This is a genomic window from Rhodococcoides fascians A44A, from assembly GCF_000760735.1.
Classification (GTDB): domain Bacteria; phylum Actinomycetota; class Actinomycetes; order Mycobacteriales; family Mycobacteriaceae; genus Rhodococcoides; species Rhodococcoides fascians_E.
Genome location: NZ_JMEX01000008.1, coordinates 243,275 through 267,747, shown reverse-complemented (window position 1 = coordinate 267,747; position 24,473 = coordinate 243,275). Strand labels below are relative to the sequence as shown.

28 protein-coding genes are annotated in these 24,473 nt (G+C 64.7%); 18 read left to right on the top strand and 10 right to left on the bottom strand.

Going from position 1 to position 24,473, the window contains the following annotated elements; all coding sequences use genetic code 11:
- Positions 1-9: 9 nt before the first annotated feature.
- From BH95_RS13465 to tuf, 10 genes are all read left to right on the top strand, one after another.
- Positions 10-1,170, top strand: a complete 1,161-nt coding sequence (locus tag BH95_RS13465; protein WP_037159389.1) for an acyl-CoA dehydrogenase family protein — start codon at positions 10-12, stop codon at positions 1,168-1,170.
- A complete protein-coding gene (locus tag BH95_RS13460; protein WP_019665497.1) occupies positions 1,170-1,937 on the top strand; it encodes an enoyl-CoA hydratase family protein in 768 nt (255 codons plus the stop codon). The genes BH95_RS13465 and BH95_RS13460 overlap by 1 nt, the downstream gene beginning before the upstream one ends.
- Positions 1,938-1,972: 35 nt before the next feature.
- The gene (locus BH95_RS13455; protein WP_026347861.1) at positions 1,973-2,596 is read left to right on the top strand and encodes a TetR/AcrR family transcriptional regulator; all 624 of its coding nucleotides are present in this window, start codon (positions 1,973-1,975) and stop codon (positions 2,594-2,596) included.
- A 111-nt stretch (positions 2,597-2,707) separates the two neighbouring features.
- Positions 2,708-4,096 (top strand): guanine deaminase, encoded by a 1,389-nt coding sequence (locus BH95_RS13450; RefSeq protein WP_037159442.1) that lies wholly within the window; start codon positions 2,708-2,710, stop codon positions 4,094-4,096.
- A 35-nt stretch (positions 4,097-4,131) separates the two neighbouring features.
- Positions 4,132-4,644 carry a DUF3558 domain-containing protein gene (locus BH95_RS13445; RefSeq protein ID WP_037159383.1) on the top strand — a complete coding sequence of 171 codons (513 nt, stop codon included), beginning with the start codon at positions 4,132-4,134 and terminating at the stop codon, positions 4,642-4,644.
- Complete coding sequence (locus tag BH95_RS13440; RefSeq protein ID WP_037159380.1) at positions 4,641-5,159, top strand: DUF3558 domain-containing protein; 519 nt, start codon at positions 4,641-4,643, stop codon at positions 5,157-5,159. The genes BH95_RS13445 and BH95_RS13440 overlap by 4 nt, the downstream gene beginning before the upstream one ends.
- 301 nt (positions 5,160-5,460) lie before the next feature.
- Positions 5,461-5,835 carry a 30S ribosomal protein S12 gene (gene rpsL / locus BH95_RS13435; protein ID WP_008714048.1) on the top strand — a complete coding sequence of 125 codons (375 nt, stop codon included), beginning with the start codon at positions 5,461-5,463 and terminating at the stop codon, positions 5,833-5,835.
- Positions 5,835-6,305: a 30S ribosomal protein S7 gene (rpsG, locus tag BH95_RS13430; RefSeq protein WP_003941856.1), complete on the top strand. Its 471-nt coding sequence runs from the start codon at positions 5,835-5,837 to the stop codon at positions 6,303-6,305. Before rpsL ends, rpsG begins: the two co-directional genes overlap by 1 nt.
- A gap of 135 nt (positions 6,306-6,440) precedes the next feature.
- Positions 6,441-8,552, top strand: a complete 2,112-nt coding sequence (gene fusA / locus BH95_RS13425) for an elongation factor G (RefSeq protein WP_019665492.1) — start codon at positions 6,441-6,443, stop codon at positions 8,550-8,552.
- A 123-nt stretch (positions 8,553-8,675) separates the two neighbouring features.
- Positions 8,676-9,866 carry an elongation factor Tu gene (gene tuf / locus BH95_RS13420; RefSeq protein WP_019665491.1) on the top strand — a complete coding sequence of 397 codons (1,191 nt, stop codon included), beginning with the start codon at positions 8,676-8,678 and terminating at the stop codon, positions 9,864-9,866.
- 171 nt (positions 9,867-10,037) lie between these two features.
- On the opposite strand, the gene BH95_RS13415 is transcribed toward tuf, so the two are convergent.
- The 5 genes from BH95_RS13415 to BH95_RS13395 are packed head-to-tail and all read right to left on the bottom strand — an operon-like array spanning position 10,038 to position 12,480.
- Positions 10,038-10,577, bottom strand: coding sequence for a hypothetical protein (locus BH95_RS13415; protein ID WP_020112653.1), 540 nt, complete (start codon positions 10,575-10,577; stop codon positions 10,038-10,040).
- Positions 10,574-11,497 (bottom strand): DUF6286 domain-containing Asp23/Gls24 family envelope stress response protein, encoded by a 924-nt coding sequence (locus BH95_RS13410; protein ID WP_230594047.1) that lies wholly within the window; start codon positions 11,495-11,497, stop codon positions 10,574-10,576. Before BH95_RS13410 ends, BH95_RS13415 begins: the two co-directional genes overlap by 4 nt.
- Positions 11,498-11,540: 43 nt before the next feature.
- Entirely contained in the window at positions 11,541-11,720 is a 180-nt protein-coding gene (locus BH95_RS13405) for a hypothetical protein (protein WP_019665488.1), read from the bottom strand.
- A complete protein-coding gene (locus tag BH95_RS13400) occupies positions 11,717-12,040 on the bottom strand; it encodes a hypothetical protein (protein WP_037182687.1) in 324 nt (107 codons plus the stop codon). Before BH95_RS13400 ends, BH95_RS13405 begins: the two co-directional genes overlap by 4 nt.
- On the bottom strand, positions 12,037-12,480 hold the full coding sequence (locus BH95_RS13395) for an Asp23/Gls24 family envelope stress response protein (protein WP_019665486.1): 444 nt from the start codon (positions 12,478-12,480) through the stop codon (positions 12,037-12,039). The genes BH95_RS13400 and BH95_RS13395 overlap by 4 nt, the downstream gene beginning before the upstream one ends.
- A gap of 75 nt (positions 12,481-12,555) precedes the next feature.
- Between BH95_RS13395 and BH95_RS13390 the strand changes: the two genes are divergently transcribed.
- Positions 12,556-13,704 (top strand): NAD(P)/FAD-dependent oxidoreductase, encoded by a 1,149-nt coding sequence (locus tag BH95_RS13390; protein WP_037182684.1) that lies wholly within the window; start codon positions 12,556-12,558, stop codon positions 13,702-13,704.
- 59 nt (positions 13,705-13,763) lie between these two features.
- Complete coding sequence (gene ilvA / locus BH95_RS13385; RefSeq protein ID WP_244165149.1) at positions 13,764-14,921, top strand: threonine ammonia-lyase; 1,158 nt, start codon at positions 13,764-13,766, stop codon at positions 14,919-14,921.
- 26 nt (positions 14,922-14,947) lie between these two features.
- Here the strand turns inward: ilvA and BH95_RS13380 are convergent, their stop codons facing one another.
- Complete coding sequence (locus BH95_RS13380) at positions 14,948-15,322, bottom strand: VOC family protein (protein WP_019665483.1); 375 nt, start codon at positions 15,320-15,322, stop codon at positions 14,948-14,950.
- Positions 15,323-15,507: 185 nt separating this feature from the next.
- Between BH95_RS13380 and BH95_RS13375 the strand changes: the two genes are divergently transcribed.
- Together BH95_RS13375 and BH95_RS13370 are read left to right on the top strand one after the other, a co-directional pair.
- On the top strand, positions 15,508-16,476 hold the full coding sequence (locus BH95_RS13375) for an ATP-binding cassette domain-containing protein (protein ID WP_026347857.1): 969 nt from the start codon (positions 15,508-15,510) through the stop codon (positions 16,474-16,476).
- Positions 16,473-17,264 carry an ABC transporter permease gene (locus BH95_RS13370; protein WP_019665481.1) on the top strand — a complete coding sequence of 264 codons (792 nt, stop codon included), beginning with the start codon at positions 16,473-16,475 and terminating at the stop codon, positions 17,262-17,264. Before BH95_RS13375 ends, BH95_RS13370 begins: the two co-directional genes overlap by 4 nt.
- A gap of 60 nt (positions 17,265-17,324) precedes the next feature.
- Here BH95_RS13370 and greA read toward each other — a convergent pair whose 3' ends face one another.
- Positions 17,325-17,819, bottom strand: a complete 495-nt coding sequence (gene greA, locus BH95_RS13365) for a transcription elongation factor GreA (RefSeq protein ID WP_026347856.1) — start codon at positions 17,817-17,819, stop codon at positions 17,325-17,327.
- Between the two features lie 264 nt (positions 17,820-18,083).
- Positions 18,084-18,509 (bottom strand): DUF4307 domain-containing protein, encoded by a 426-nt coding sequence (locus BH95_RS13360; protein WP_020112648.1) that lies wholly within the window; start codon positions 18,507-18,509, stop codon positions 18,084-18,086.
- Positions 18,510-18,633: 124 nt separating this feature from the next.
- Here BH95_RS13360 and mca point away from each other — a divergent pair, with 124 nt between their 5' ends.
- The 3 genes from mca to BH95_RS13345 are packed head-to-tail and all read left to right on the top strand — an operon-like array spanning position 18,634 to position 21,772.
- The gene (mca, locus tag BH95_RS13355) at positions 18,634-19,512 is read left to right on the top strand and encodes a mycothiol conjugate amidase Mca (RefSeq protein WP_026347855.1); all 879 of its coding nucleotides are present in this window, start codon (positions 18,634-18,636) and stop codon (positions 19,510-19,512) included.
- Positions 19,509-19,760, top strand: a complete 252-nt coding sequence (locus BH95_RS13350) for a hypothetical protein (protein ID WP_019665477.1) — start codon at positions 19,509-19,511, stop codon at positions 19,758-19,760. The genes mca and BH95_RS13350 overlap by 4 nt, the downstream gene beginning before the upstream one ends.
- 2 nt (positions 19,761-19,762) lie before the next feature.
- Positions 19,763-21,772 (top strand): thioredoxin domain-containing protein, encoded by a 2,010-nt coding sequence (locus tag BH95_RS13345; RefSeq protein WP_037159369.1) that lies wholly within the window; start codon positions 19,763-19,765, stop codon positions 21,770-21,772.
- On the opposite strand, the gene trhA is transcribed toward BH95_RS13345, so the two are convergent.
- Positions 21,769-22,434 carry a PAQR family membrane homeostasis protein TrhA gene (trhA, locus tag BH95_RS13340; RefSeq protein WP_019665475.1) on the bottom strand — a complete coding sequence of 222 codons (666 nt, stop codon included), beginning with the start codon at positions 22,432-22,434 and terminating at the stop codon, positions 21,769-21,771. The genes BH95_RS13345 and trhA overlap by 4 nt on opposite strands.
- A gap of 200 nt (positions 22,435-22,634) precedes the next feature.
- Here trhA and BH95_RS13335 point away from each other — a divergent pair, with 200 nt between their 5' ends.
- The gene (locus tag BH95_RS13335; RefSeq protein WP_019665474.1) at positions 22,635-23,417 is read left to right on the top strand and encodes an isoprenyl transferase; all 783 of its coding nucleotides are present in this window, start codon (positions 22,635-22,637) and stop codon (positions 23,415-23,417) included.
- 69 nt (positions 23,418-23,486) lie between these two features.
- Here BH95_RS13335 and coaA read toward each other — a convergent pair whose 3' ends face one another.
- Complete coding sequence (gene coaA, locus BH95_RS13330) at positions 23,487-24,410, bottom strand: type I pantothenate kinase (protein WP_026347854.1); 924 nt, start codon at positions 24,408-24,410, stop codon at positions 23,487-23,489.
- Positions 24,411-24,473 lie beyond the last annotated feature (63 nt).

Sequence of the window (24,473 nt, the reverse complement as noted above, 5' to 3'; positions counted from 1 at the left end):
AGGAGAATCATGAGTTTCATCGAAACCGAAGAGCAGAAGGGCCTGCGGACCTCGGTCTCCTCGCTCGGCAAGCGCTACAACTACATCGACTACGTGCTGCCGAAGGCTCGCAAGGGTGAACCCCTCAGCGAATTGTGGAACGAGGCAGGCAAACTCGGATTCCTCGGCGTGAACCTGCTCGAGGAGTACGGCGGCGGAGGCGCAGGGATCTACGAACTCGCCCTCGTGCAGGAGGAACTCGCGGCACACGGGGCGGGGTTGCTGCTGGTCGTCGTCAGCCCGGCGATCTGCGGCACCATCATCGGGAAGTACGGCACGGCGGATCAGAAGCAGACGTGGCTCACCGCTCTCGCCGACGGTTCGAAGATCATGGCCTTCGGCATCACCGAACCCGACGCCGGATCCAACTCGCACCAGATCACCACGACCGCCAGGCGAGACGGTGACGACTGGATCCTCAAGGGCAGCAAGATCTACATCTCCGGCGTCGACCAGGCCGACGCGGTGTTGATCGTCGCTCGCACCGAAGATTCCAAGACCGGCAAGCTGAAGCCGGCGCTGTTCATCGTCCCCACCGATTCCGAGGGCTTGCAGAAGACTCGGATGGAGATGGACATCATCGAGCCGGATCATCAGTTCACGTTGTTCCTCGACGACGTGCGGCTCCCGGCAGAGGCCCTCGTCGGTGAGGCCGACGCCGCGCTGATGCAGCTGTTCGCGGGTCTGAATCCCGAGCGCATTCTCGGCGCGGCGATGGCCGTCGGGATGGGCCGCTACGCACTCGACGCGGCGGTGAAATACGCCAACGAGCGCACGGTCTGGAAGACGCCGATCGGCGCGCACCAGGGCATTTCGCATCCGCTGGCGCAGGTCAAGATCGAACTCGAGCTCGCCAAGCTGATGATGCAGAAGGCCGCGGTCCTGTACGACTCCGGCGACGATTTCGGTGCTGCCGAGGCCGCCAACATGGCCAAGTACGCGGCCGCGGAAGCGAGTATCAAAGCGCTCGATCAGGCCATCCAGACCCACGGCGGGGCGGGCTTGACCGAGGAATACGGTCTCGCCGCGATGCTCGGTGCAGCGCGGATCGCGAGGGTGGCGCCGGTCAGCCGGGAGATGATCCTCAACTTCGTCTCCCAACACTCCCTCGGACTACCCAGGTCGTACTGATGGCAGTTCAGGTACATACAGCCGACGCGGTCACCACCCTCACTCTCGACACCCCGCACAACAGGAACGCCCTGTCCACGGCCCTCGTCGACGAACTGACGGCAGGGCTGCACGATGCGGGCGAGGATCCCGACGTTCGGGCAATCGTCCTCACTCACACCGGTGGAACGTTCTGCGCGGGGGCCGACCTCACCGAAGCCGGCGGAACCGTCGAAGGACGCACGGCGCAGATGCTCGGACTGCTTCGTACACTCCTCGAAACCCCGAAGCCCGTCGTCGGACAGATCGACGGCCACGTGCGCGCGGGAGGCATGGGGCTGGTCGGTGCATGCGACATCGTCGTCGCAGGACCGAACTCCACATTCGCCCTGACGGAGGCCCGCCTGGGTCTGGCCCCGTCCATCGTGTCGCTGACGCTGTTGCCTCGGATGAACTCCCGCGCGGCAGGCCGCTACTTCGTCACCGGTGAGAAGTTCGGCTCCCACGAGGCCGAGGCCATCGGCCTGATCAGCGAGGCCGCAGCCGACCCGGCATCCACCGTCGGAGACATTCTCGAGGCTCTCCGGAAAGGGTCCCCGCAGGGCCTCGCCGAGTCGAAGCGGCTCACGACGTCGGCGATTCTGGCGGACTTCGACGCTCACGGAACCGACTTGTCGGACCGTTCTGCGAGGCTGTTTGCATCCGAGGAAGCGCGAGAGGGGATGATGTCCTTCTTGGAGAAGCGACCGCCCAGGTGGGTGGCCTCGCGAGTGGCGCCCGCGGAATGAGCGGGCCGGTGCAGAAGTAGGGAGAAGCAGGACCGATGGTGACGGCGCGGGAACCCAAGCAGGATCGAAGTAGGGCGACGCGTCAGCGGCTGTTGGAGTCCACTATCGACTCGCTCGCCGAGCAGGGATGGGGCCCGACGACGGTGGGCGTCGTCGCGGCGCGAGCAGGAGTCTCCCGCGGGGCGACCCAGCACCATTTTCCCACCCGAGAAGACCTGATCACCGCGGCGTTGGACTACATGTTCGACACCCGCATGGACGACGCACGGCGTGAATCCGCGGCGCTGCCACACGGCCCGGCCCGCACCGAACGCGTCGTCGAGCGGCTCGTCGAGTACTACACCGGTTCCGTCTTCAAAGCGGCCCTGCAGGTGTGGACCGCTGCCGCCGCGGACCCGGACATGCGGGCCAGGGTGCTGCCGCTCGAGGAGAAGTTCGGTCGAGTGGCCCACCGCATGGCCGTCGACCAACTCGGCGCCGACGACAGCGACCCGCAGACACACCGGCTCGTGCAGGCGACCCTCGACCTCGCGCGCGGGCTCGGCCTCGCCGACGTCCTGAGCGACGACTCACGCCGACGCAGCGAAATCGTCAAGGCATGGGCAGGCGTCCTCGACGCAAGCCTGAAGATCGACCACGCCACCACCGCGGCCGGGTAGGCGAGCGCTCGATCTGCGGCGGTGCCCGGTTCGTGGTTCGCTCTCACCGTGAGTCGGATACGCAGTGCACCTGAAAAACACAGCGCACCTGAGAAACACAGCGCACCTGAAATACATCGGGGCCATGTTTTCCATATCGCCGGATCGCCGACGGTGACCGCTGCTGCGGACGCGTTGGTCTCCATCCCCGACGGTGCCCTGGTGGTCGACGACGACGGTGTCATCACCTATTCGGGACCGTTCGACGCGGTCACGGTCGGGGGCGGCACCGTCGTCGACCATCGTCCTGGTTTTCTTCTTCCCGGGTTCATCGACACTCACGTGCATTTCCCGCAGACGTTCGCCGGCGACGCCTACGGCGGCGGGCAGCTGCTCGAGTGGCTGAACACCTGCATCTTCCCGTCGGAATCGATGTTCGAGGACCCGGAGTTCGCGGCGGAGGCGGCGGCCGCGTTCTGCGATCGACGTATCGCGGCCGGTACGACGCAGGCCATGGTGTTCGGGTCGGCGTTCCCGCACGCGCAGGACGCATTGTTCGAGGAGACCCTTCGTAGAGGACTGCGCGTCGTCAGCGGCAGGGGAGTGCAGACGACGGGCCCCGATTCGGCGAAGGCACTCGTGACCACCGAACAGGACGCAGTACGGCTGGTGTCGGAGGAGATCGAGAAGTGGCATGCCGCCGACACCGGTGACGTCGACACCGCTCTGCTGCACGTCGCCGTCGTTCCACGGTTCTCTCTGTCGGTGACCACGGAGACGCTGAGGAACCTCGGCGAGCTGTACGACTCCGTGCGGGACCGCGGCGTCTACTTCCACACCCACCTCAACGAGAACAACAGGCCCGGTACGGGCGAGATCGCAACGACACTCGAGACCTACCAGGTCGACTCGTACCTCGATACCTACGACGGCAAGTTCCTCCCCGGCTCGGTGGTCGGTGGCAAGAGCTTCCTCGGCAAGCGGACGATTCTCGCCCACGCCGTGCACTGCCAGGACGACGAGCTCGCACGGATGGCGGAGACGGGCACGTCCATCGCGCACTGCCCGACATCGCAGCAATTCCTCGGGTCGGGCACCATGCCGTGGAACCGAACCGTGGCCGCAGGGGTGAACATCGCCCTCGGTTCCGATTACGGAGGCGGTGACGAGTTCCTTCTCTCTCGCGTGCTCGGCGACGCGTACAAGGTGCACATCTCCGAACCCGGAGACGCGGGCGTACCCCTGCATCCCGCCGAGCTGCTCTTCACCGGCACCCTGGCCGGGGCGCGGGCGCTCGACATGGAGGGCCGCATCGGCAACCTCGACGTGGGCAAGGAAGCCGATTTCATCGTCGTCGATCCAGCGAAGTGGCAGCCCCTCGACGATCTGATTCGTCGTGGCATCCGTTCCGTCGACCCGGACATGGCTCGCGACCAGACTCTGTTCGCCCTGCTCATGGCGATGCGCGAGCCTGCGATCACGGAGGTCTACGTGCGGGGTCGACGCGTCGACTCCGTCTGATCGGTGTCGGTCCGACTGGGTAGGGTCTGAAGACCATGCGGCGGACGGTGATTCTCCTGGGTGTGCTCGCTGCCGGCTTGGCCGGATGCGGATCGGGTGACGACGCCTCGCCGCAGCAGAACTCCACGCCGGCGTCGCCGGGGGAGGCCGGTCCGTTCTTCGGGCAGTGCGGTTCGGTGAACGACGACGAAGTTCTGAGTACCTTCGCCGTACCGGCATTCACGATGATCACCAGGAATTCGGTGGGATGCGAATGGGAGGTCGCGGGCAGCACCGGCCCCTCGGTGAGTTTCTCCTGGTACCGCGGCAGCCCCATCGATCGGGAGCGATCCGGGTCCGAGCTGATCGGTCGACCCGCCGACGACATCGAGATCGACGGGAACCCTGGTTTCTCCGCGGCCACGGACAACTACCTGTGCGAGGTCGGGGTCCAGTTCGGGAAGGATTTCATGCACTGGTCGGTTACGTACGGTGACCAGCCGCCGTCGTCCGATCCGTGCGACGTCGCCACTCGATTGGCAACCCTCACCGTGGAGCGCGCGCAGTGAAACGGCTGTGGATGTCCGCGCTCGTCGTGGTGCTGGCGGGATGCAGCACGACGGTTCAGGGCACCGCGACACCCGAAACGTTCGACAGCGGCGGCGACACGGAGTTCCGAGATCTCCTGACCGAATGCGACGCCGTCGCCGACGATCGAATCGCCGCGACGGTGGGTGGCGACGCCATCGCTCGCGGTTTCTTCGGGGCGATCTGCCGGTGGGACGTGGCCGGTCCCAACGGCATCGTGAAGGTGACGTTCAACTGGTTCGAGAACGGCTCGCTCGACGCCGAGCGAGAGGCCAACGAGAAGATGATGTACCTGGTCCAGGACATAACCGTGCAGGGCCGCAAGGCAATTCGAACCCAGCCGCCGAACGAGCCGACGTCCTGCGGTGTCACGGCCGGGTCTCCGGACTCCGGAGTGGTCGGATGGTGGGTGCAGTACCTGCCTGGATCGGGCGCGCCTGATCCGTGTGAGGCTGCGACGACGCTGATGGATCTGACGATCAATCTGAGTCGGTAGCACGGCGGGGCCCGTTTTGACCCGAAGGCGCGCCGCCGGGTATCGTTATGGGTCGTGTCCGGCCTGGCCGGTCCGTCTGTGTGCCTATGCGAGGTACAGCCGTGCTCATGTTCAGTTCCGAGCGTGCGATGCGGCTGCCGTGTGGGGGTATGCGACACACCCGACCGCGGGGTGCAAGAGACCCGCGGTATGCAGTACAAGAACGACAGTAGTACGGGTGAGGAGCAGTGTTCTCTTGCTCCAACTGCTAGATCCCTGGGTCTTTCGAGAAGAAGACTCGCGACACAAAGAAAGCCGGTTCATGCCAACTATCAACCAGCTGGTCCGCAAGGGTCGCACCGACAAGGTTGCGAAGCTGAAGACCGCTGCCCTCAAGGGCAGTCCCCAGCGTCGTGGTGTGTGCACTCGCGTGTACACCACCACTCCGAAGAAGCCGAACTCTGCTCTGCGTAAGGTCGCGCGTGTGCGCTTGACCAGCTCGGTAGAGGTCACCGCCTACATCCCCGGTGAGGGCCACAACCTGCAGGAGCACTCCATGGTGCTCGTTCGCGGTGGTCGTGTGAAGGACCTCCCGGGTGTGCGTTACAAGATCATCCGCGGCTCGCTCGACACCCAGGGTGTCAAGAACCGCAAGCAGGCTCGCAGCCGCTACGGCGCCAAGAAGGAGAAGAGCTAATGCCACGCAAGGGCCCAGCACCCAAGCGGCCGCTGATCAACGACCCGGTCTACGGATCCCCGTTGGTCACGCAGCTCGTCAACAAGATCCTTCTCGACGGCAAGAAGTCCACCGCCGAGCGCATCGTCTACCAGGCTCTCGAGCAGGCTCGTGAGAAGACCGGCACCGACCCCGTCGTCACGCTCAAGCGTGCACTCGACAACGTCAAGCCGGCCCTCGAGGTTCGCAGCCGTCGCGTCGGTGGCGCGACCTACCAGGTCCCCGTCGAGGTTCGCCCCGGTCGCTCGACCACGCTGGCACTGCGCTGGCTGGTCACCTTCTCGCGCGCTCGTCGTGAGAAGACCATGGTCGAGCGTCTGGCCAACGAGCTTCTCGACGCCAGCAACGGCCTCGGTGCCGCTGTGAAGCGTCGCGAGGACACGCACAAGATGGCTGAAGCCAACAAGGCGTTCGCGCACTACCGCTGGTGACTTCCGGCCGGGAGGGTGCGGTGAAACTTTCCGCACCTTTCCGGCGTTGTACCGAGTACCTGGTCCGGCCCGGCTCACCGTTCACATACTGGTGACAAGCTGGCCCAGTCCCACTTCTTCGACTTACAAGGCGGGATGAATTCCGTGGCACAGGACGTGCTGACAGACCTCAACAAGGTCCGCAACATCGGCATCATGGCCCACATCGATGCTGGTAAAACCACCACTACCGAACGCATCCTCTTCTACACCGGTATCTCGTACAAGATCGGTGAGGTCCACGACGGCGCAGCCACGATGGACTGGATGGAGCAGGAGCAGGAGCGTGGCATCACGATCACCTCTGCTGCCACGACGTGCTTCTGGAACGACAACCAGATCAACATCATCGATACGCCCGGACACGTCGACTTCACCGTCGAGGTCGAGCGTTCGCTGCGTGTTCTCGACGGCGCCGTCGCAGTGTTCGACGGCAAGGAAGGCGTCGAGCCGCAGTCGGAGCAGGTCTGGCGTCAGGCCGACAAGTACGACGTCCCGCGTATCTGCTTCGTCAACAAGATGGACAAGCTGGGCGCTGACTTCTACTTCACCGTGCAGACCATCAAGGACCGCCTCGGAGCCAAGCCGCTGGTCATCCAGCTGCCCATCGGCGCCGAGAACGACTTCGAAGGCATCGTCGACCTCGTCGAGATGAAGGCGAAGGTCTGGAGCGGTGAGACCAAGCTCGGTGAGAAGTACGAGGTTCAGGACATCCCGGCCGACCTCCAGGAGAAGGCGGAGCAGTACCGCCAGGAACTCCTCGAGATCGTCGCCGAGTCCGACGAAGCTCTGCTGGAGAAGTTCTTCGGTGGCGAAGAGCTCTCGATCGACGAGATCAAGGGCGCCATCCGCAAGATGACCGTCAACAGCGAGCTGTACCCGGTTCTCTGTGGCTCCGCGTTCAAGAACAAGGGCGTTCAGCCCATGCTCGACGCGGTCATCGACTACCTCCCGTCGCCTCTCGACGTCGAGTCGGTCCAGGGTCACGCACCCGGCAACGAAGAAGAACTCCTCCTCCGTAAGCCGTCTGCCGACGAGCCGTTCTCGGCCCTCGCGTTCAAGATCGCGACCCACCCCTTCTTCGGCAAGCTGACCTACGTCCGCGTGTACTCGGGCAAGGTCGACTCCGGCGCTCAGGTCATCAACTCGACCAAGGGCAAGAAGGAGCGTCTGGGCAAGCTGTTCCAGATGCACTCCAACAAGGAGAACGCGATCGCGACCGCTTCGGCAGGTCACATCTACGCCGTGATCGGTCTGAAGGACACGACGACGGGTGACACCCTCTGCGATCCGCAGAACCAGGTGATCCTCGAGTCGATGACCTTCCCGGACCCGGTCATCGAGGTCTCCATCGAGCCCAAGACCAAGTCCGACCAGGAGAAGCTGGGAACAGCTATCCAGAAGCTCGCCGAAGAGGATCCCACCTTCTCGGTGAAGCTGGACGAGGACACCGGCCAGACCGTCATCGGCGGCATGGGCGAGCTCCACCTCGACATCCTGGTCGACCGTATGAAGCGTGAGTTCAAGGTCGAGGCCAACGTCGGTAAGCCGCAGGTTGCGTACCGCGAGACCATTCGCAAGAAGGTCGAAAAGCTCGACTACACCCACAAGAAGCAGACCGGTGGCTCCGGCCAGTTCGCGAAGGTCATCATCAGTCTCGAGCCTTTCGAGGGCGAAGACGGTGCGACCTACGAGTTCGAGAACAAGGTCACCGGTGGTCGTGTGCCGAGGGAGTACATCCCTTCGGTGGACGCCGGAGCTCAGGACGCCATGCAGTACGGTGTCCTCGCCGGATACCCGCTCGTCAACGTCAAGGTCACACTGCTCGACGGTGCATACCACGACGTCGACTCGTCGGAAATGGCCTTCAAGGTCGCCGGCTCACAAGCGTTCAAGGAAGCCGCCAAGAAGGCCAGCCCGGTCATTCTCGAGCCCGTCATGGCCGTCGAGGTCACGACCCCCGAGGATTACATGGGTGAGGTCATCGGCGACCTGAACTCCCGCCGTGGTCAGATTCAGGCCATGGAGGAACGTAGCGGCGCTCGTGTCGTCAAGGCACAGGTTCCGCTGTCGGAGATGTTCGGCTACATCGGAGACCTTCGGTCGAAGACTCAGGGCCGCGCTAACTACTCCATGGTGTTCGATTCCTACGCCGAGGTTCCTGCGAACGTCGCGAAGGAAATCATCGCGAAGGCGACCGGAGAGTAGATCTCTCCCGAGCTGGACACGCTGGATCCGTAACACCGCACGACCATGCAGCTCAAAAGAGCTGTACGAGACAACCGCACTGCTGCATTTCAAGCAAGCACCAACAGTCCAGGAGGACACACAGTGGCGAAGGCGAAGTTCGAGCGGACGAAGCCGCACGTCAACATCGGGACCATCGGTCACGTTGACCACGGCAAGACGACGCTGACGGCAGCAATCACCAAGGTTCTGCACGACAAGTTCCCGGACCTCAACGAGGCCTCGGCCTTCGACGAGATCGACAAGGCGCCTGAGGAGAAGGCTCGTGGTATCACGATCAACATCTCCCACGTCGAGTACCAGACCGACAAGCGCCACTACGCGCACGTCGACGCTCCGGGACACGCCGACTACATCAAGAACATGATCACCGGTGCTGCCCAGATGGACGGCGCAATCCTGGTCGTGGCAGCTACGGACGGCCCGATGCCGCAGACGCGTGAGCACGTGCTCCTCGCCAAGCAGGTCGGCGTTCCGTACATCCTCGTCGCCCTCAACAAGGCCGACATGGTCGACGACGACGAGATCATCGAGCTCGTCGAGATGGAGGTCCGCGAGCTCCTCGCTGCGCAGGACTTCGACGAGGACGCACCGGTCGTCAAGGTCTCCGCACTGAAGGCACTCGAGGGTGACCCGAAGTGGGCCGAGAGCGTTGCAGAGCTCATGCAGGCTGTCGACGACTCCATCCCGGACCCCGTCCGTGAGACCGACAAGCCGTTCCTCATGCCCGTCGAGGACGTCTTCACGATCACCGGTCGTGGAACCGTCGTCACCGGTCGTATCGAGCGTGGCGCGATCAACGTCAACGAAGAGGTCGAGATCGTCGGCATCCGTCCGGGCTCGACCAAGACCACGGTCACCGGCATCGAGATGTTCCGCAAGCTGCTCGACTCGGGCCAGGCAGGCGACAACGTCGGCCTCCTCGTTCGTGGCATCAAGCGCGAAGACGTCGAGCGTGGACAGGTCATCATCAAGCCGGGCACCACGACTCCCCACACGGAGTTCGAGGGCAACGCTTACATCCTGTCCAAGGACGAAGGCGGCCGCCACACGCCGTTCTTCAACAACTACCGCCCGCAGTTCTACTTCCGTACCACGGACGTTACGGGCGTCGTCACCCTCCCCGAGGGCACCGAGATGGTCATGCCCGGTGACAACACCGAGATGTCCGTCACGCTGATCCAGCCGGTCGCCATGGACGAGGGCCTGCGTTTCGCTATCCGCGAGGGCGGTCGTACCGTCGGCGCCGGTCGCGTCACCAAGATCATCAAGTGATCTAGTTTCACCAGCAACACCGAGAGCGGCACTCACCTTCGGGTGGGTGCCGCTTTTCGTTGTGCCAAGGGGCGTTTCGCACAGGTTGCAGTCCCCCGCACAGGGTGCAACATGAGCGAGGAACTGGAAACTGTGCGAGTAGCAGCCGTCCCCTGGGGTGCAGCTGCGCACTCAGACGTGCAGCTGCACCCGTAGGGCTACGTCGCTGCCCTCGACTGCGCCGGCGAGGTATACGGCGCGCTCTTCGGCAGTACGAGTGAATGCCTCGATGTCGATGCCCGGTGAAGTCTGCACCGTGACGGCCAACGTCGGGGTGCCGCGATCGTCGATGGCTCGACCCCGGGCCGATTCAACGCCGGGGAAGTCGGCGAGGTCCGCGGCAATGCCACGGGCCAACGCGCCCAGGTCGATTCGTAGCGAATGAGATTCGCTCGTCGAGATCTCGACGGTGCCTGTTCTTCTGGGGGAGAGGTTCCCGATCAGGAGCGCGACGCCGACGAGTGTGCCGACGACGGCGGTCGCGGCCAGTGCGGCCTCCCACCACGATTGCGCAGGCAACGCCGCGAAGACGTCACGGTCGAATCTGGACAGGGACTCCACGGCGAACGGAACGTCGTAGTACCACGCGACCGCGAACGCCCCTGCGCCGACGAGTGCGACGCCGAGAAGCGTGACCAACAGGCGATCGATCAACGTTGTCGCGCGCTTCACGCCTTGCTCTCCTTCACTCGGACGCGGACGGTCCTCGTGTCGGCCAGCAATGCGATTGTGGGTTCCACTGCAGCGCGGACGGATTCGACCGCAGCGGTGGAACCGTTGGTACTGCCGGCGGCACGATGCACGTCGACGGTCACCCGCTTCGGCGTCACGGTGGTCCGCGCGGAATCCACGCCGGGCACCGAGCCTGCATGATCGCTACAGATCCGGGCGACGTCGGTGGGACGCAACCACACCATCGGATACTGCGACGCCTTCGACCCGGCGCCCGTGTGAGTTTTCGTCCGCGGCTTCAGACCGAGAACGACGAGTATCGCACCCACCACGACGCAGGCAGCCGCCGCACCGATCATCCATGGCTGCCAATGCAACTCCGCGATCCAGTTCACGGCGTTGGCGATCCACGGTGCGCCGTCGATGGTGTCGTGCGCGATCAGGAACTCTCGTCCGGCGACGAAGGCGACACCGAGCACAACGAGCGACAGGACAAGAGCGACCGGTACAGCGGCCGGGCTCGCCGTCGGGGGCCTCGGACGAAACGCAGCAGCGTCGGACGGCGCAGACGGCTCAGGCGAACCAGCGGGCGACGTACCGACCACCAGAACGTTGAGCTGATGCAGCGGCAGACCGATGATGTCGTTCAACGCGCGTCCGACCTTCTCGGCGATCGCAGCCCCGGCGTCGGCGATCCGGCAGGGCCAGGCCAGTGCCACGTACAGGTTGACCGACACCGAATGCTCGCCGACGGACACATCCGCACGCGGAAGTTCACGTCCGGTCAGCTTCGACATCCCGCCGACTTGCCGTACGACCGCAGGAACGGTCAGCGCTGCGGCGACCGCGACACGGGAGACGGCGCGCTCCTTGACGACAAGCGTGCCGGGTCCGCCGGTTCCTGGGACCTCGTCGGCCACGAAGCCCGTATCGACACTCGGGGTCGCTACGTCCTTGCCGCCGTCAGCCACGGCCGCGGCTGCGCAGCAGGGACGTCAGATCGAGGCGACCGTCGAAGTGAGCGCCGACAGCCAACCCGACCGCGCCGAGGAACAGTGCGAGCACGAATCCGCTGAACCCGCCGATGATCCCGGCGAGAGCGAGCAGCAGACCGGTGAGCAGTCCGACGACGGTGTAACTCATGAACCCTCCCCTGAATCGATGTCCCCTGAATCGATGTCCCCTGAATCGATGTCCTCGACGACGACCGCGACGGGTACCGACACCAGCTGCCCGATCGCTGCCTGGACTCCGCGGGCGACGCCGTGTACGTCGGACGGGTATTCGGCGGTGATGTGCACTTCGCACCGCTCGTCGTCGACGCGGACACCGACGACCTTTCTGCCGGGCAGATAGGTCGCGATCTCGCCGAACTCCCCGGCGTGCAGGCCTGCTACGCCGGACACGGTCGTCGCGGCGGCGGCGATGGCGTCGGCGAGCTGGTAATCCGCTTCGGCGCTCACTGGACCCGAGGTGCGATGTCCGGGTCCACGCCGGTCTCGAGCTCGTCGAACAGGATGACGTCGTAGACGGTGATGTTCACTTCGGTGACCTCGAGGCCCGTCATCCGCTCGACGGCGGTGATGACGTTGCGTCGGATGCCTGCCGCGAGTTCGTGCAATGCGACGCCGTACTCGGCGACGATGCCGATGTCGATGGCAGCCTGTTTCTCACCGACCTCGACGGCGACGCCCTGGCTGTGGTTGACGCGGGCGCCGGGGATGCGGTCCCGGAGCGCACCGACGACCCGAGCGGTTCCGCCACCGACGTCGTGGACGCCGTCGATCTCACGCGTCGCGATTCCGGCGATCTTCGCGACGACCGCGTCGGCGATGATCGTTCGACCCTGCGTGGTGGTCAGCGCGGCCGAACTGGCGGCCGCGAAGCTGGGGTCTGTGGTCATGGTCTCGATCGTAGACGCGCAACCGAGCCTCCGTTGCTCAGTGGACGGAGTTCGTTTTCTGGTAGAGATCTCCCCATGACGATCGTGATCGTAGGAGCAGGCCTCGGCGGATTACGTACGGCTCAGGAACTGCGCAAACAGGGGTACGACGGCGGTCTTGTGCTCGTCGGAGACGAACCGCACCTTCCGTACGACAGGCCGCCGCTGTCGAAGGAGGTGATCCGCGGGGAGCGGGAGGACACCACCTTCGAAAGCGAGGAGTACTTCGCCGAGAACCGCATCGAGCTGCGGTTGGGTGTGGCAGCGGTCCGAGTGGATACCGAGAACACGACGCTCGAGCTGGCCGACGGCTCGACGCTCCCGTACGACCAGCTGGTGATCGCGACGGGCCTACGGCCGAGACGGGTGCCGTCGTTGCCGGACCTGCACGGAGTGCACGTCCTTCGCAGCCGCGACGACGCCGAGTCGTTGCGCCGTGACGCCTCTGCTGCCGCACGCGCCGTCGTGGTGGGGGCCGGATTCGTCGGGTGCGAGGTCGCCGCAGGCCTACGGCACCTCGGCGTCGATGTCACGCTCGTCGAGCCGCAAGCCACCCCTCTCGCGTCGGTCCTCGGCTCCGAGGTCGGCGAGCTGGTGTCGAGGCTTCACCGCGACGAGGGCGTGACGGTGCGCACCGGAGTCGGCGTCGACACTCTGCGCGGAACGGACCGGGTCACGCACGTCGTGCTGAGCGACGGAACCGAAGTCGAGGCAGACCTGGTGGTGATCGGAATCGGGTCGACACCGGTGGTCGAGGTGCTGGAGGCGTCGGGAGTCACCGTCGACAACGGCATCGTTGCCGACGCGTACGGGCGCACCGATGTCCTGGGCGTCTGGGCGGTCGGCGACGTCGCAGCCTGGGATCACCCGCAGCACGGTCGCCGACGGGTCGAGCACTGGAGCAATGTCGGTGACCAGGTTCGCGTCATGGTTCCGGCTCTACTGGGCAAGGAACCGGCGGCCGCACCTCGGCCTGTCGTTCCGTACTTCTGGAGTGATCAGTACGACGTCAAGATCCAGGCGTTGGGCAGCCCATCCGCCGATGATTCCGTCGAGATCGTCGAGGACGACGGCAGAAAATTCCTGGCATACTACGTCCGTGACGGAATTCTTACGGCCGTGGTCGGCGCCGGTATGGCAGGAGCAGTGATGAAGATGCGTGCGAAGATCGGTCAGCCCACGTGAGCGGTGCGCTGCTGACGGCGTCGGACATCGCCGACGCCGAGGAATTGCTCGAGCCGGTCATGCGAAGAACCCCTGTCGTGGCGTCACGGATTCTGTCCGATACGACCGGGCACGAAGTGCGACTCAAATGCGAGAATCTGCAACGCACAGGCTCTTTCAAGCCCCGCGGAGCGTACAACCGCATAGCACGGCTCTCACCGGAGGAACGCGCACACGGTGTAGTGGCCGCCAGCGCGGGCAACCACGCGCAAGGTGTCGCCTGGGCTGCGACGCAGCTGGGTACGACGTCGACGGTCTTCATGCCTACCGGCGTCTCGTTGCCGAAGCTCGTCGCCACCAAGGCCTACGGCGCGGACGTCCACCTGACCGGCCGCACGGTCGACGAAGCGCTCACGCACGCGCATGAATTCGCCGCTCGCACCGGCGCCGTGCTGATCCACCCGTTCGACCACGCGGACATCGTTGCGGGACAAGCAACTCTGGGGACCGAGCTACTTCGTCAGATGCCCGACGTCGGCACCATCGTCGTTCCGACGGGCGGCGGTGGATTGCTGGCAGGCGTCGCAGCCGCGGTTCACCTGCACAAGCCGAACGTTCGCGTCGTCGGCGTGCAAGCCGAAGGCGCCGCCGCCTGGCCGGTGTCGCTGAAAGCCGGGTATCCCGTTGCCGCACAGTCGATGTCGACGATGGCCGACGGTATCGCCGTCGGCCTACCCGGTAGCGTTCCGTTCGACCACGTGGTGGACCGCGTCGACGAGATCGTGACAGTCTCAGAAGACGCGCTGTCCCGAGCGCTGCTGCTCTGCATCGAACGGGCGAAGCTGATCGTCGAGCCCGCGGGCGCCGCCGCCGTTGCCGCGCTGATGACCAGGCAGGACCTCCGGCTGGACGGACCGGTGTGTGCCATCCTGTCCGGCGGCAACATCGACCCCCTTCTGCTGACCCACGTCATTACCCACGGATTGCGAGCCGCAGGACGCTATCTCGCTGTCCGCGTCACCATTTCGGACAGGCCTGGCGGACTGATCGGGCTCCTCGACGTCGTCAAGGGAGTCGGCGCGAGCGTCGTCGACGTCGTTCACTCCCGCACCGGCGGTCAGCTGGGACTCGAGGAAGTCGATGTCATGCTCACCGTCGAAACCCGCGGCCCGGCACATCGCCAGGACGTCCTCGACGCACTCGGCACCGCGGGATTCGCCGTCGACATCTCGTCCTAGGCGCGACGCGGGTACTCCCGGTCCGGTCAGAAATAGCGCTTCGTGATGATCTCGAGGTAGTTCCCGCCCGGATCGAGGAAATACACTCCTCGTCCGCCGTGCTCGGTGTTGGTTTCACCCGGACGGGTCCGTTGCGGATCCGCCCAGTGTGGGGCGCCGCGCTCCCGGAGACGGGCGTACGCCCGGTCGAACAGTGCGTCGTCGACCAGAAATGCGTAATGCTGAGGGTGGTAATCGATCGGTGGAGTCGCGAATTGGAGCATCACCGAATCGTCGAGAGTGATGTTGACGAACGGACCCCAGGACGGGGCGTGTTTCGCTTCGAGAACGTCGACGTAGAACTCTGCGGTCGACCGTGTGTCGGTAGTGGCAATGATGGTGTGATCGAACGTGATCGACATGGTGTGCCTTCTGCTAGGCCCATCGGGGGCGCAGGTGCGAGACTAACGCGAGTCACGGCGGCGAAGCAAGAGATTGTCGGTGGCTGCACGTAGGATCTCCGTCGTCGGTTCTCGGGAGGGCCGATGAGTTCTCGTCGGGCATCGAGTCTGCAGTACGTAAGCACCAAATGAATGGGGAACAGATCATGGCGAACGCCATCGAAGTCGAGAATTTGGTACTCGAGTACGGCAAGAACACGGCGCTGAACGGAATCAGTTTCTCCGTGCCGGAGGGCACGGTTCTGGGCGTCCTCGGACCCAACGGGGCGGGGAAGACGACGGCGGTCCGCATTCTCGCGACCCTCCTGAAAGCGACGTCCGGGTCCGCGCGGGTGCATGGAATCGACGTCGGCGACAACCCGAACGAGGTCCGTAACACCATCGGGCTGACGGGACAGTTCGCGGCCGTCGACGAATACCTGACCGGGTACGAGAACCTGGAGATGGTGGGCAGGCTGTTCGGCCTGAAGAAGTCGGAAGCGAAGACACGGGCGGACCAGTTGCTCGCGCGCTTCGATCTGGAATACGCACGTGACCGCACCGCGAAGCAGTACTCCGGCGGTATGCGTCGTCGCCTCGACATCGCGGCCAGCCTCATCGGCAGGCCGAAGGTGGTGTTCCTCGACGAGCCGACGACAGGCCTCGACCCTCGAAGTCGAATGGCCATGTGGGACTTCATCTCCGACCTCGTCAAGGACGGCACGACGATTCTGCTGACGACGCAGTACCTCGAAGAAGCGGACCGCCTCGCCGATCGGATCATCGTCCTCGACAAGGGGTCCATCATCGCCGAGGGCACAGCGGATCAGCTCAAGGCGCAGGTCGGTGGTGAACGCCTCGAATTCGTCCTCACCGACGAATCGCAGAAGGACCGGGCGCTCGAGATCCTCACTCCCATCGGCCTCGACGCGCCGTCGTACGACGCGCAGACCCGGCGACTCGGCATGCCGGTCAGCGGCGGAGCCGACGATCTGACGACCGCTCTCGTCGCACTCAAGGAAGCCGACATCCACGTCGTCGACGTCGGGCTACGACGGCCGAATCTCGACGACGTTTTTCTCACCCTCACCGGCCGCGCCGCCGAGGACGAACAAGCAGTGGAGGAAGAGAAATGAGCGTGCTGCGCGATTCCCTCATCATCACCAAACGGAACCTGATCAAGCTCAAGCGAGTTCCGGATCTACTGTTCTTCGCGACGCTGTCACCGATCATGTTCGTGTTGCTGTTCGCGTACGTGTTCGGAAGCGCCATCGACATCCCCGGCGTCGACTACAAGAGCTTCCTCATGGGCGGCATCTTCGTGCAGACCATGATCTTCGGTGCATCCATCACCGGGTCCTCGCTCGCCGAGGATCTGCAGAAGGGCGTGATGGACAGGTTCCGGTCCCTGCCGATGGCACGGTCCGCCGTCGTGATCGGTAGAACCGCAGCGGATGTCGGCAACAACATCGTGACGATCACCATCATGTCCATCACCGGTTTGATCGTCGGGTGGCGCATCACGTCGTCGTTCCTCGAAGCCGTCGCCGGCTACGTCTTGCTGCTGCTGTTCGCGTACTCCATCTCGTGGGTGATGGCATTCGTCGGATTGACCGTCCGATCGCCGGAGATCTTCAACAACGCGTCGTTCATCGTGATCTTCCCGTTGACGTTCATCGCGAACACGTTCGTACCCATCGAAGGCTTCCCGACGGTCCTCAAGACCATCGCGGAGTGGAACCCGATCTCCTCGGTGGCTCTCGCCGTACGCGAGCTGTTCGGCAACACCAACCCGCTCGCCCCACCGCCGGAAGCCTGGCCACTGCAGAACCCGATTCTGTACACGCTCATCTGGGTTGTGCTGTTCCTCGTCATCTTCGTGCCGCTGTCGGTACGCAAGTACGAAAGAACTCTCACCGCCTGAGGCCGAGACACGAGAAAGCCCCCGACCACCAACGGTCGGGGGCTTTCTCGTACGTCGCTCTTAAGTGTGGTACGGCTCGGCACTGAGCAGCGTGACCTTCATGGTCTTGCCGTTCGGCAGAGCGTATTCGCGAGTGTCGCCGACCTTGGCGTCGATGAGAGCGCCACCCAGCGGCGAGCTGGGGGAGTAGACCTCGAGCTTGCCGTCGCGGGCACCCTCTTCACGGGTGGCGATGAGGAACGTCTCGGTATCGGACTCGTCACCGTCGTAGTAGACCTTGACGACGGATCCGGGCAGTGCCACGCCGGACTGAGTGGGCGCCTCGCCGACCTTCGCCGAGTTGAGCAGCTCCTGCAGCTGCCGGATACGAGCTTCCTGCTGACCCTGCTCCTCGCGTGCAGCGTGGTAGCCGCCGTTCTCCTTCAGATCGCCCTCTTCGCGTCGCTCGTTGATCTCGGCGGCGATGACCGGGCGATTGGAAATGAGTTGGTCGAGTTCGCTCTTGAGCCTGTCGTGGGATTCCTGGGTAAGCCAGGTCACCTGGGTCTCGGTCATCTCGATCACTCCCTTGTAGTCGAAGTCGCGGTGGACTCCCGGTCTGTTGCTGACGGAGGGCATGCCTCTAGGCGGGTCCCCCTGGAATTGGGCGGATCCCCCTGGTGCGGCCCACTGCCTGAGCCGGCTGCTCCAGCGGTCGCTGTCGGCGTCGTGCAGGGCCAACTCGGCAACCCCGCAGGCCTGAAGGGCCGTCAATGCAGCAATACACGGTTCCAGTGCGGAACCGTGTACAGGCCTATCTTACCACGAGACGGCGGGAGGTCAGCCTGCCCGTAAATACTCGGGAACATTCGTGCTGCATCCGTACACGTCACCGACGGCAGGAGGCTGCGATGTGCGCAGAACGGTGGTCACCTGGACCTCCTGATCCGAGGAACCCGGTACGAAGACCTCGCGGCGGCCGGTTTCCGAGCCGTCGCGAGAACGCGCTCGAACGATGCAAACAGCTTCCTGCTCCGGGTCCGCCCGGGTGACGCTGAAGCTGATGGAGATGGTCTCGTCGTCCACCAGATCGAACGTCAACGCCTTGCCCTCGACGTCCTGCACCGCGAATCGCTGGTACGCGAGGTATGCGACCACGAGCCCGACCACCACGGCCACGACGAGCAGAAGATTTCTCGTCCGGGGTGCCACTCCCCGCCGCGAGCTGGACGCCGGGTAGCGGCCTTCGGGAAGGGTGGCAGTCATGGGAACGTCGCTTTCGAGGGGGAACCGTCGATTTCCTTGCGGCAGCCGGTGCGTGCAGCGTCGGCGCCAAGTGGAACTATAGGGGGAGGATAAGTTTCCGGTGAAGCTGAGGTGAGGAAAGAACGTGTCCGGACTACGGCTCATGGCGGTGCACGCCCATCCCGACGACGAGTCGAGCAAGGGTGCCGCAACGACGGCTCGGTACGCAGCCGAAGGTAACGACGTCCTGATCGTCACCCTCACCGGCGGCGAGCGCGGCGACATTCTCAACCCCGCGATGGACATTCCGGGTGTCAAGGACCGAATCAACGAAGTTCGGCGGGAGGAGATGGCCGAGGCCGCTCGCATTCTCGGCGTCCGGCAGACGTGGCTCGGCTACGTCGACTCCGGCCTGCCCGAGGGTGATCCACTACCGCCGCTTCCCGAGGGATGCTTCGCACTGGTGCCGCTCGAGGAATCCACCGAAGCGCTTGTCAAAGTAGTTCGCGAATTCAAACCCCACGTCATCACGACCTACGACGAGAAGGGCGGCTACCCGCACCCGGACCACATCCGGTGCCACGAGGTGTCGGTCGCGGCGTACGAGGCAGCGGGTGATCCCAGCAAGTTCCCCGACGCCGGCGAACCCTGGACGCCGTTGAAGCTGTACTACTCCCACGGATTTCTGCGGAAGAAGATGCAGCTCTTCCACGATTGGTTCATCGACCGCGGTGAGGAAAGCCCCTTCGTCGACTGGCTGAAGAGGTGGACCACGGACCGCGACGAGATCATGGAACGCATCACCACGCAGGTCACCGTCGGCGACTACTTCGAGCAGCGGGACGACGCACTGCGCGCGCACGCAACACAGATCGATCCCAACGGATCGTTCTTCGCCGTGCCGATCGAGGTGCAGCGCAAGCTGTGGCCGACGGAGGAGTACGAGCTCGCTCGCACCCGCGTCAAGACGTCCATCCCGGAGACCGAGCTCTTCGCCGGGATCGATCCGGAGACCGCCACATGATCGTGTCGCTGCTGGCGCAGGGCGCCCCGGGCCCGGAGTTCGGTAAATCCTCGCCCGTCGGCCTGGTCATCATCGTCGCCCTGCTCGTGGGAACAGCGTTGCTGATCTGGTCGATGAACAAACAGATCAAGAAGCTGCCCGAGTCCTTCGAAAAGGACGATCCGGGGCCGGACCAGGCGCTCGACGAAGGCACGGACCGCGGCGCCGTACGCGAAGAGGCACGCGAGACCAAGCCCGGCGAGAGCTGATCGTGCTCGGGGCCAACGCGCTCGACAGGTCCACCAGCCCCTACCTGCGTCAGCACGCGGACAATCCGGTGCACTGGCAGGAGTGGACGACGGAGGCGTTGGAGTCCGCCCGCGAGCGCGACGTCCCGATCCTGCTGTCCATCGGGTACTCGGCGTGCCACTGGTGCCACGTCATGGCACACGAATCGTTCGAAGATGCCGAGACGGCCGCGTCGATGAACGCGAACTTCGTCTGCATCAAGGTCGATCGCGAAGAGCGTCCCGACCTGGATGCCGTGTACATGAGCGCAACCGTCGCGATGACCGGCCAGGGCGGTTGGCCGATGACATGCTTTCTCACTCCGGACGCCGAGCCGTTCTACTGCGGAACCTACTTCCCGCCCCGACCGCGAGCGGGAACCCCGTCGTTCACACAGTTGCTCGAGGCAGTCTCGGACACCTGGACGACCCGCCGCGCCGAGGTGTTCGACGCCTCCGCCGCGATCACCGAGGCCCTCCGGGACAACTCCGGCCGGCTCCCGGCGTCGGGCAAACCCGTCGACGCGGACCTGCTCGCGGATGCGGTGTCCTCGGTGCTGGCCGACGAGGACGCAGAGCGAGGCGGATTCGGTGGCGCGCCCAAATTTCCGCCCAGCTCGCTGCTGGAGGGACTGCTCCGACACTACGAGCGAACCGGGTCGACGTCGGTACGGGGCGCCGTCACGCGCACCGCGTCGGCGATGGCTCGCGGCGGGATTCACGATCAGATCGGCGGCGGATTCGCGCGATACGCCGTCGATGCGGAGTGGATCGTTCCGCATTTCGAGAAGATGCTCTACGACAATGCCCTGCTGCTCAGGTTCTACGGTCACCTCGCCCGCGTCACCGGTGACGCGCTGGCAACGCGGGTAGCCGACGCCACCGCTGCTTTCGTTCTCGGCGCGATGCGCACCGAGCAGGGGTGTTTCGCCGCTGCGCTGGACGCGGACACCGAAGGCGTCGAGGGTCTCACGTACGTGTGGACTCCCGAGCAACTCGTGGAAACCCTCGGCTTCGAGGACGGCGTCTGGGCAGCGGGGCTGTTCGCCGTCGACTCGTCGGGCACGTTCGAGGCCGGCATGTCGGTGCTCCAACTACCGGAGGATCCAGACGACACCGAACGCTTCGAGCAAGTGCGCGCAACCCTGATGGCCGCTCGTGACCTGCGCCCACAACCGGGACGTGACAACAAGGTGATCACCGCGTGGAACGGCCTGGCCATCACCGCTCTCGCCGAGGCAGGCTCCGGACTCGGACGCAGTACCTGGGTCGATGCCGCCGCCGAATGCGGCGAACAGATCTTCGCCCGGCACGAGGAGAACGGCCGGCTGCGTCGGGCATCGCTCGGACCTCACGTGGGCGAGGCGGCCGGAGTGCTCGAGGACTACGCCTGCATGGCCGTCGGATCGCTGTCGCTGCTGTCCGCGACCGGGGACACGGTCTGGTTGGAACGCGCCGTCCGACTCGTCGACGCAGCCATCGCGCACTTCGCCGACCCGGACAACCCCGGCAGCTGGTTCGACACCGCCGACGACGCCGAAGCATTGGTCACCCGGCCCAGGGACCCCCTCGACAACGCCACCCCGTCCGGCGCGTCGACCATCACCGAGGCATTGCTCGCGATCGAAGCGCTCGTGCCGTCGGAGTCCGCCGCCACGTACGGTGACCTGGCGGCAGCGGGCCTGGCTCGGGCGTCGGTCGTGATGGAACGCGCGCCTCGGTCGGCAGGGCACTGGCTGGCCGTAGCCGAGGCATCCGTACGCGGTCCGCTGCAGGTCGCGATATCGGTCGATGGTGACAGTCGACTGCTGGATGTTGCTCGCAGACACGCACCGGGCGGCACCACCATAGTTGCAGGCGCCGTCGATTCGTCTCCGCTCCTCACGGACCGGCCGACCGTCGACGGCAACGAGGCAGCCTACGTGTGCCGTGGGTTCGTCTGTGACAGACCGGTGACGACGGAGGAAGAACTGATTGCGGCGTTGCGCCGCTAGAACAGCACGAGCCACACCGCGACGAGGTGGCAGATCGCGGCGAGAACCGTAGCGGCGTGGAAGAACTCGTGGTGGCCGAATGTCGTCGGCCACGGGTTCGGCCACTTCGTGGCGTACAGAACAGCTCCCACGCTGTACAGAATGCCGCCGACCAGCAGCAGAACGAACGGTGCATAGCCGACGTGATCGATAAGCGTCGGCGCGACCGGGACAATCGCCCACCCCAGAATGAGGTAGAGCGGAACACCGACCCACCGCGGCGCCTGCGGCCACAACATCTTCAGCGCAACCCCGCCGAGAGCACCCAGCCAGACGATGATCAACAGGGTCCGGCCGGTGCTCGTCGGTAGGCCCAGTATCGCGAACGGGGTGTAACTGCCCGCGATGAACACGAAAATCATCGAATGGTCGGCGCGTTTCATCCACACACGGTGGGCCGGGTTGTCCCAGTGGACACGGTGGTAGGTAGCGCTGACGCCGAACACGCCGCAAACGGTGACCGCGTACACGGCCGTCGCGATCCCCGCGCCGACCGACACCAGTGTGAAGGCCAACGTGACCAACACGATGCCGGACACCACCGCCACTCCGAACGCATAGAGATGGATCCAACCGCGCATGCGTGGTTTGACCGGTAGCTCGTCGATCCCGAACATCGTCATAGCCCCACCTCCGACTCGAAACGCAAGATCCGCTCCCTGGAGAACCTACGCAACCGTAAGTTCGCTGCCTACTGTACCGGCGAGTAGCTCGACACGGTCGAATCAGACGGTCATCCGGCAGGCTCCACTCCTGCTTCCCGGGTCATTCCGCAGGCTCCACTCCTGCCGGGCGTAAGGTTGTGCCCCGTGGTGATGTCTCGGTGAAGATTCTCCCGACCAAGGTGCGCAGCGTCCTCTACAACGTGTACGAGCGACGCCTGTTGACACAGCTCGACGACGTGGCGCATCCCCGCCACGTCGCTGTGATGTGCGACGGCAACCGCCGCTGGGCTCGGGAGAACGGCTTCACCGACGTCGCGCACGGGCACCGGATGGGGGCCCTGAAGATCGCCGAGATGCTGGGGTGGTGTGACGCAGCAGGCATCGAGATGGCGACGATCTACCTGCTGTCCACCGAGAACCTCCGCCGCGACCCCGACGAGTTGGAATCGCTGCTCGAGATCATCACCGACGTCGTCGAGGAAATTTCCGGCCCGGAACAGAACTGGACCGTCAAGATCGTCGGAACACTCGACCTTCTCCCGGCCGCAACTGCACGTCGTCTCAAGGAAGCCGCGGAACTGACGGCCGGTCGAACCGGAACCCACGTCAACGTCGCAGTCGGGTACGGCGGCAGACAAGAGATCGCCGACGCCGTCCAAGCGCTGCTGAGCGAGAAGATCGCCGAGGGATTGACTGGCGAAGAGCTCATCGGCTCGGTCAACGTCGACGGCATCGACTCCCACCTGTACACGTCGGGCCAGCCCGATCCGGACCTGGTGATCCGGACCTCCGGCGAACAGCGGCTCTCGGGGTTTCTGCTGTGGCAGAGCGCGTACTCGGAAATCTGGTTCACCGAGGCGTACTGGCCGGAGTTCAGGCGCGTCGACTTCCTGCGCGCACTGCGCGACTACGCCGCCCGGCACCGCCGCTTCGGCATCTAGATGAGCGGAAATGTGCCTCGTGGTCACCCCGCAGGCTCTGCCCCTGCCGACCCTGGCCTGGATTTCCGCTCACAGCTTGCGTAGCCGCAGCCTGTTGATGGTGTGGTCGGCGTCCTTGCGCAACACCATCGTGGCGCGCGGACGCGTCGGAAGAATGTTCTCCACCAGATTCGGCAGGTTGATCGAGTGCCACAGGTCTTCGGCCGCGATCTTCGCGTGCTCGTCCGAAAGATTCGCGTAGTGGTGGAAGTGTGCGTCCGGATCGGCGAACGACGTCTCGCGCAGTGCAAGAAAGCGTTTGACGTACCAGTGCTCGATGTCCTCGATGCGCGCGTCGACGTAGATCGAGAAGTCGAACAGATCCGACACCATCAACCGTGAGCCGGTCTGCAGAACGTTGAGGCCCTCGACGATCAGGATGTCCGGCTGGCGAACCATGTGGAACTGACCCTTGATGATGTCGTACGACACGTGCGAGTACACCGGCGCCGACACTTCCTCCGCACCGGACTTCACCTCGGTCACGAAGCGCAGAAGCTTGCGTCGGTCGTAGCTCTCCGGAAAGCCCTTGCGGTGCAGGATTCCGCGGCGCATCAGCTCGGCCGTCGAATACAGGAAACCGTCGGTCGTCACCAGGTCGACACGAGGATGGTGATCCCACCGTGCCAGAAGCGCCTGCAGCACACGGGCCGTCGTCGATTTGCCGACGGCGACGCTTCCCGCCACACCGATGACGAACGGCACCTGTCGATCCGGGTGCTTCTCACCGAGGAATGTTGCGGTAGCCGCGAACAACCGTTGCCGCGCCGCGACCTGAAGGTGGATGAGTCTGGCCAACGGCAGATACACCTCGGCCACCTCGTCGAGGTCGATCTGCTCACCCAGTCCGCGAAGCCCGACCAGTTCCTCTTCGGTCAGAACCAGCGGGGTGGACTGACGGAGCGTTCTCCACTGCGCACGGTCGAACTCGACGTACGGGCTGGTCTCGCTCATGCGCGCCGTCCACCACGATGGGTCCGTTCCTGCAGGCGTGAACTCCGGGGGAGCGCGAGTCGC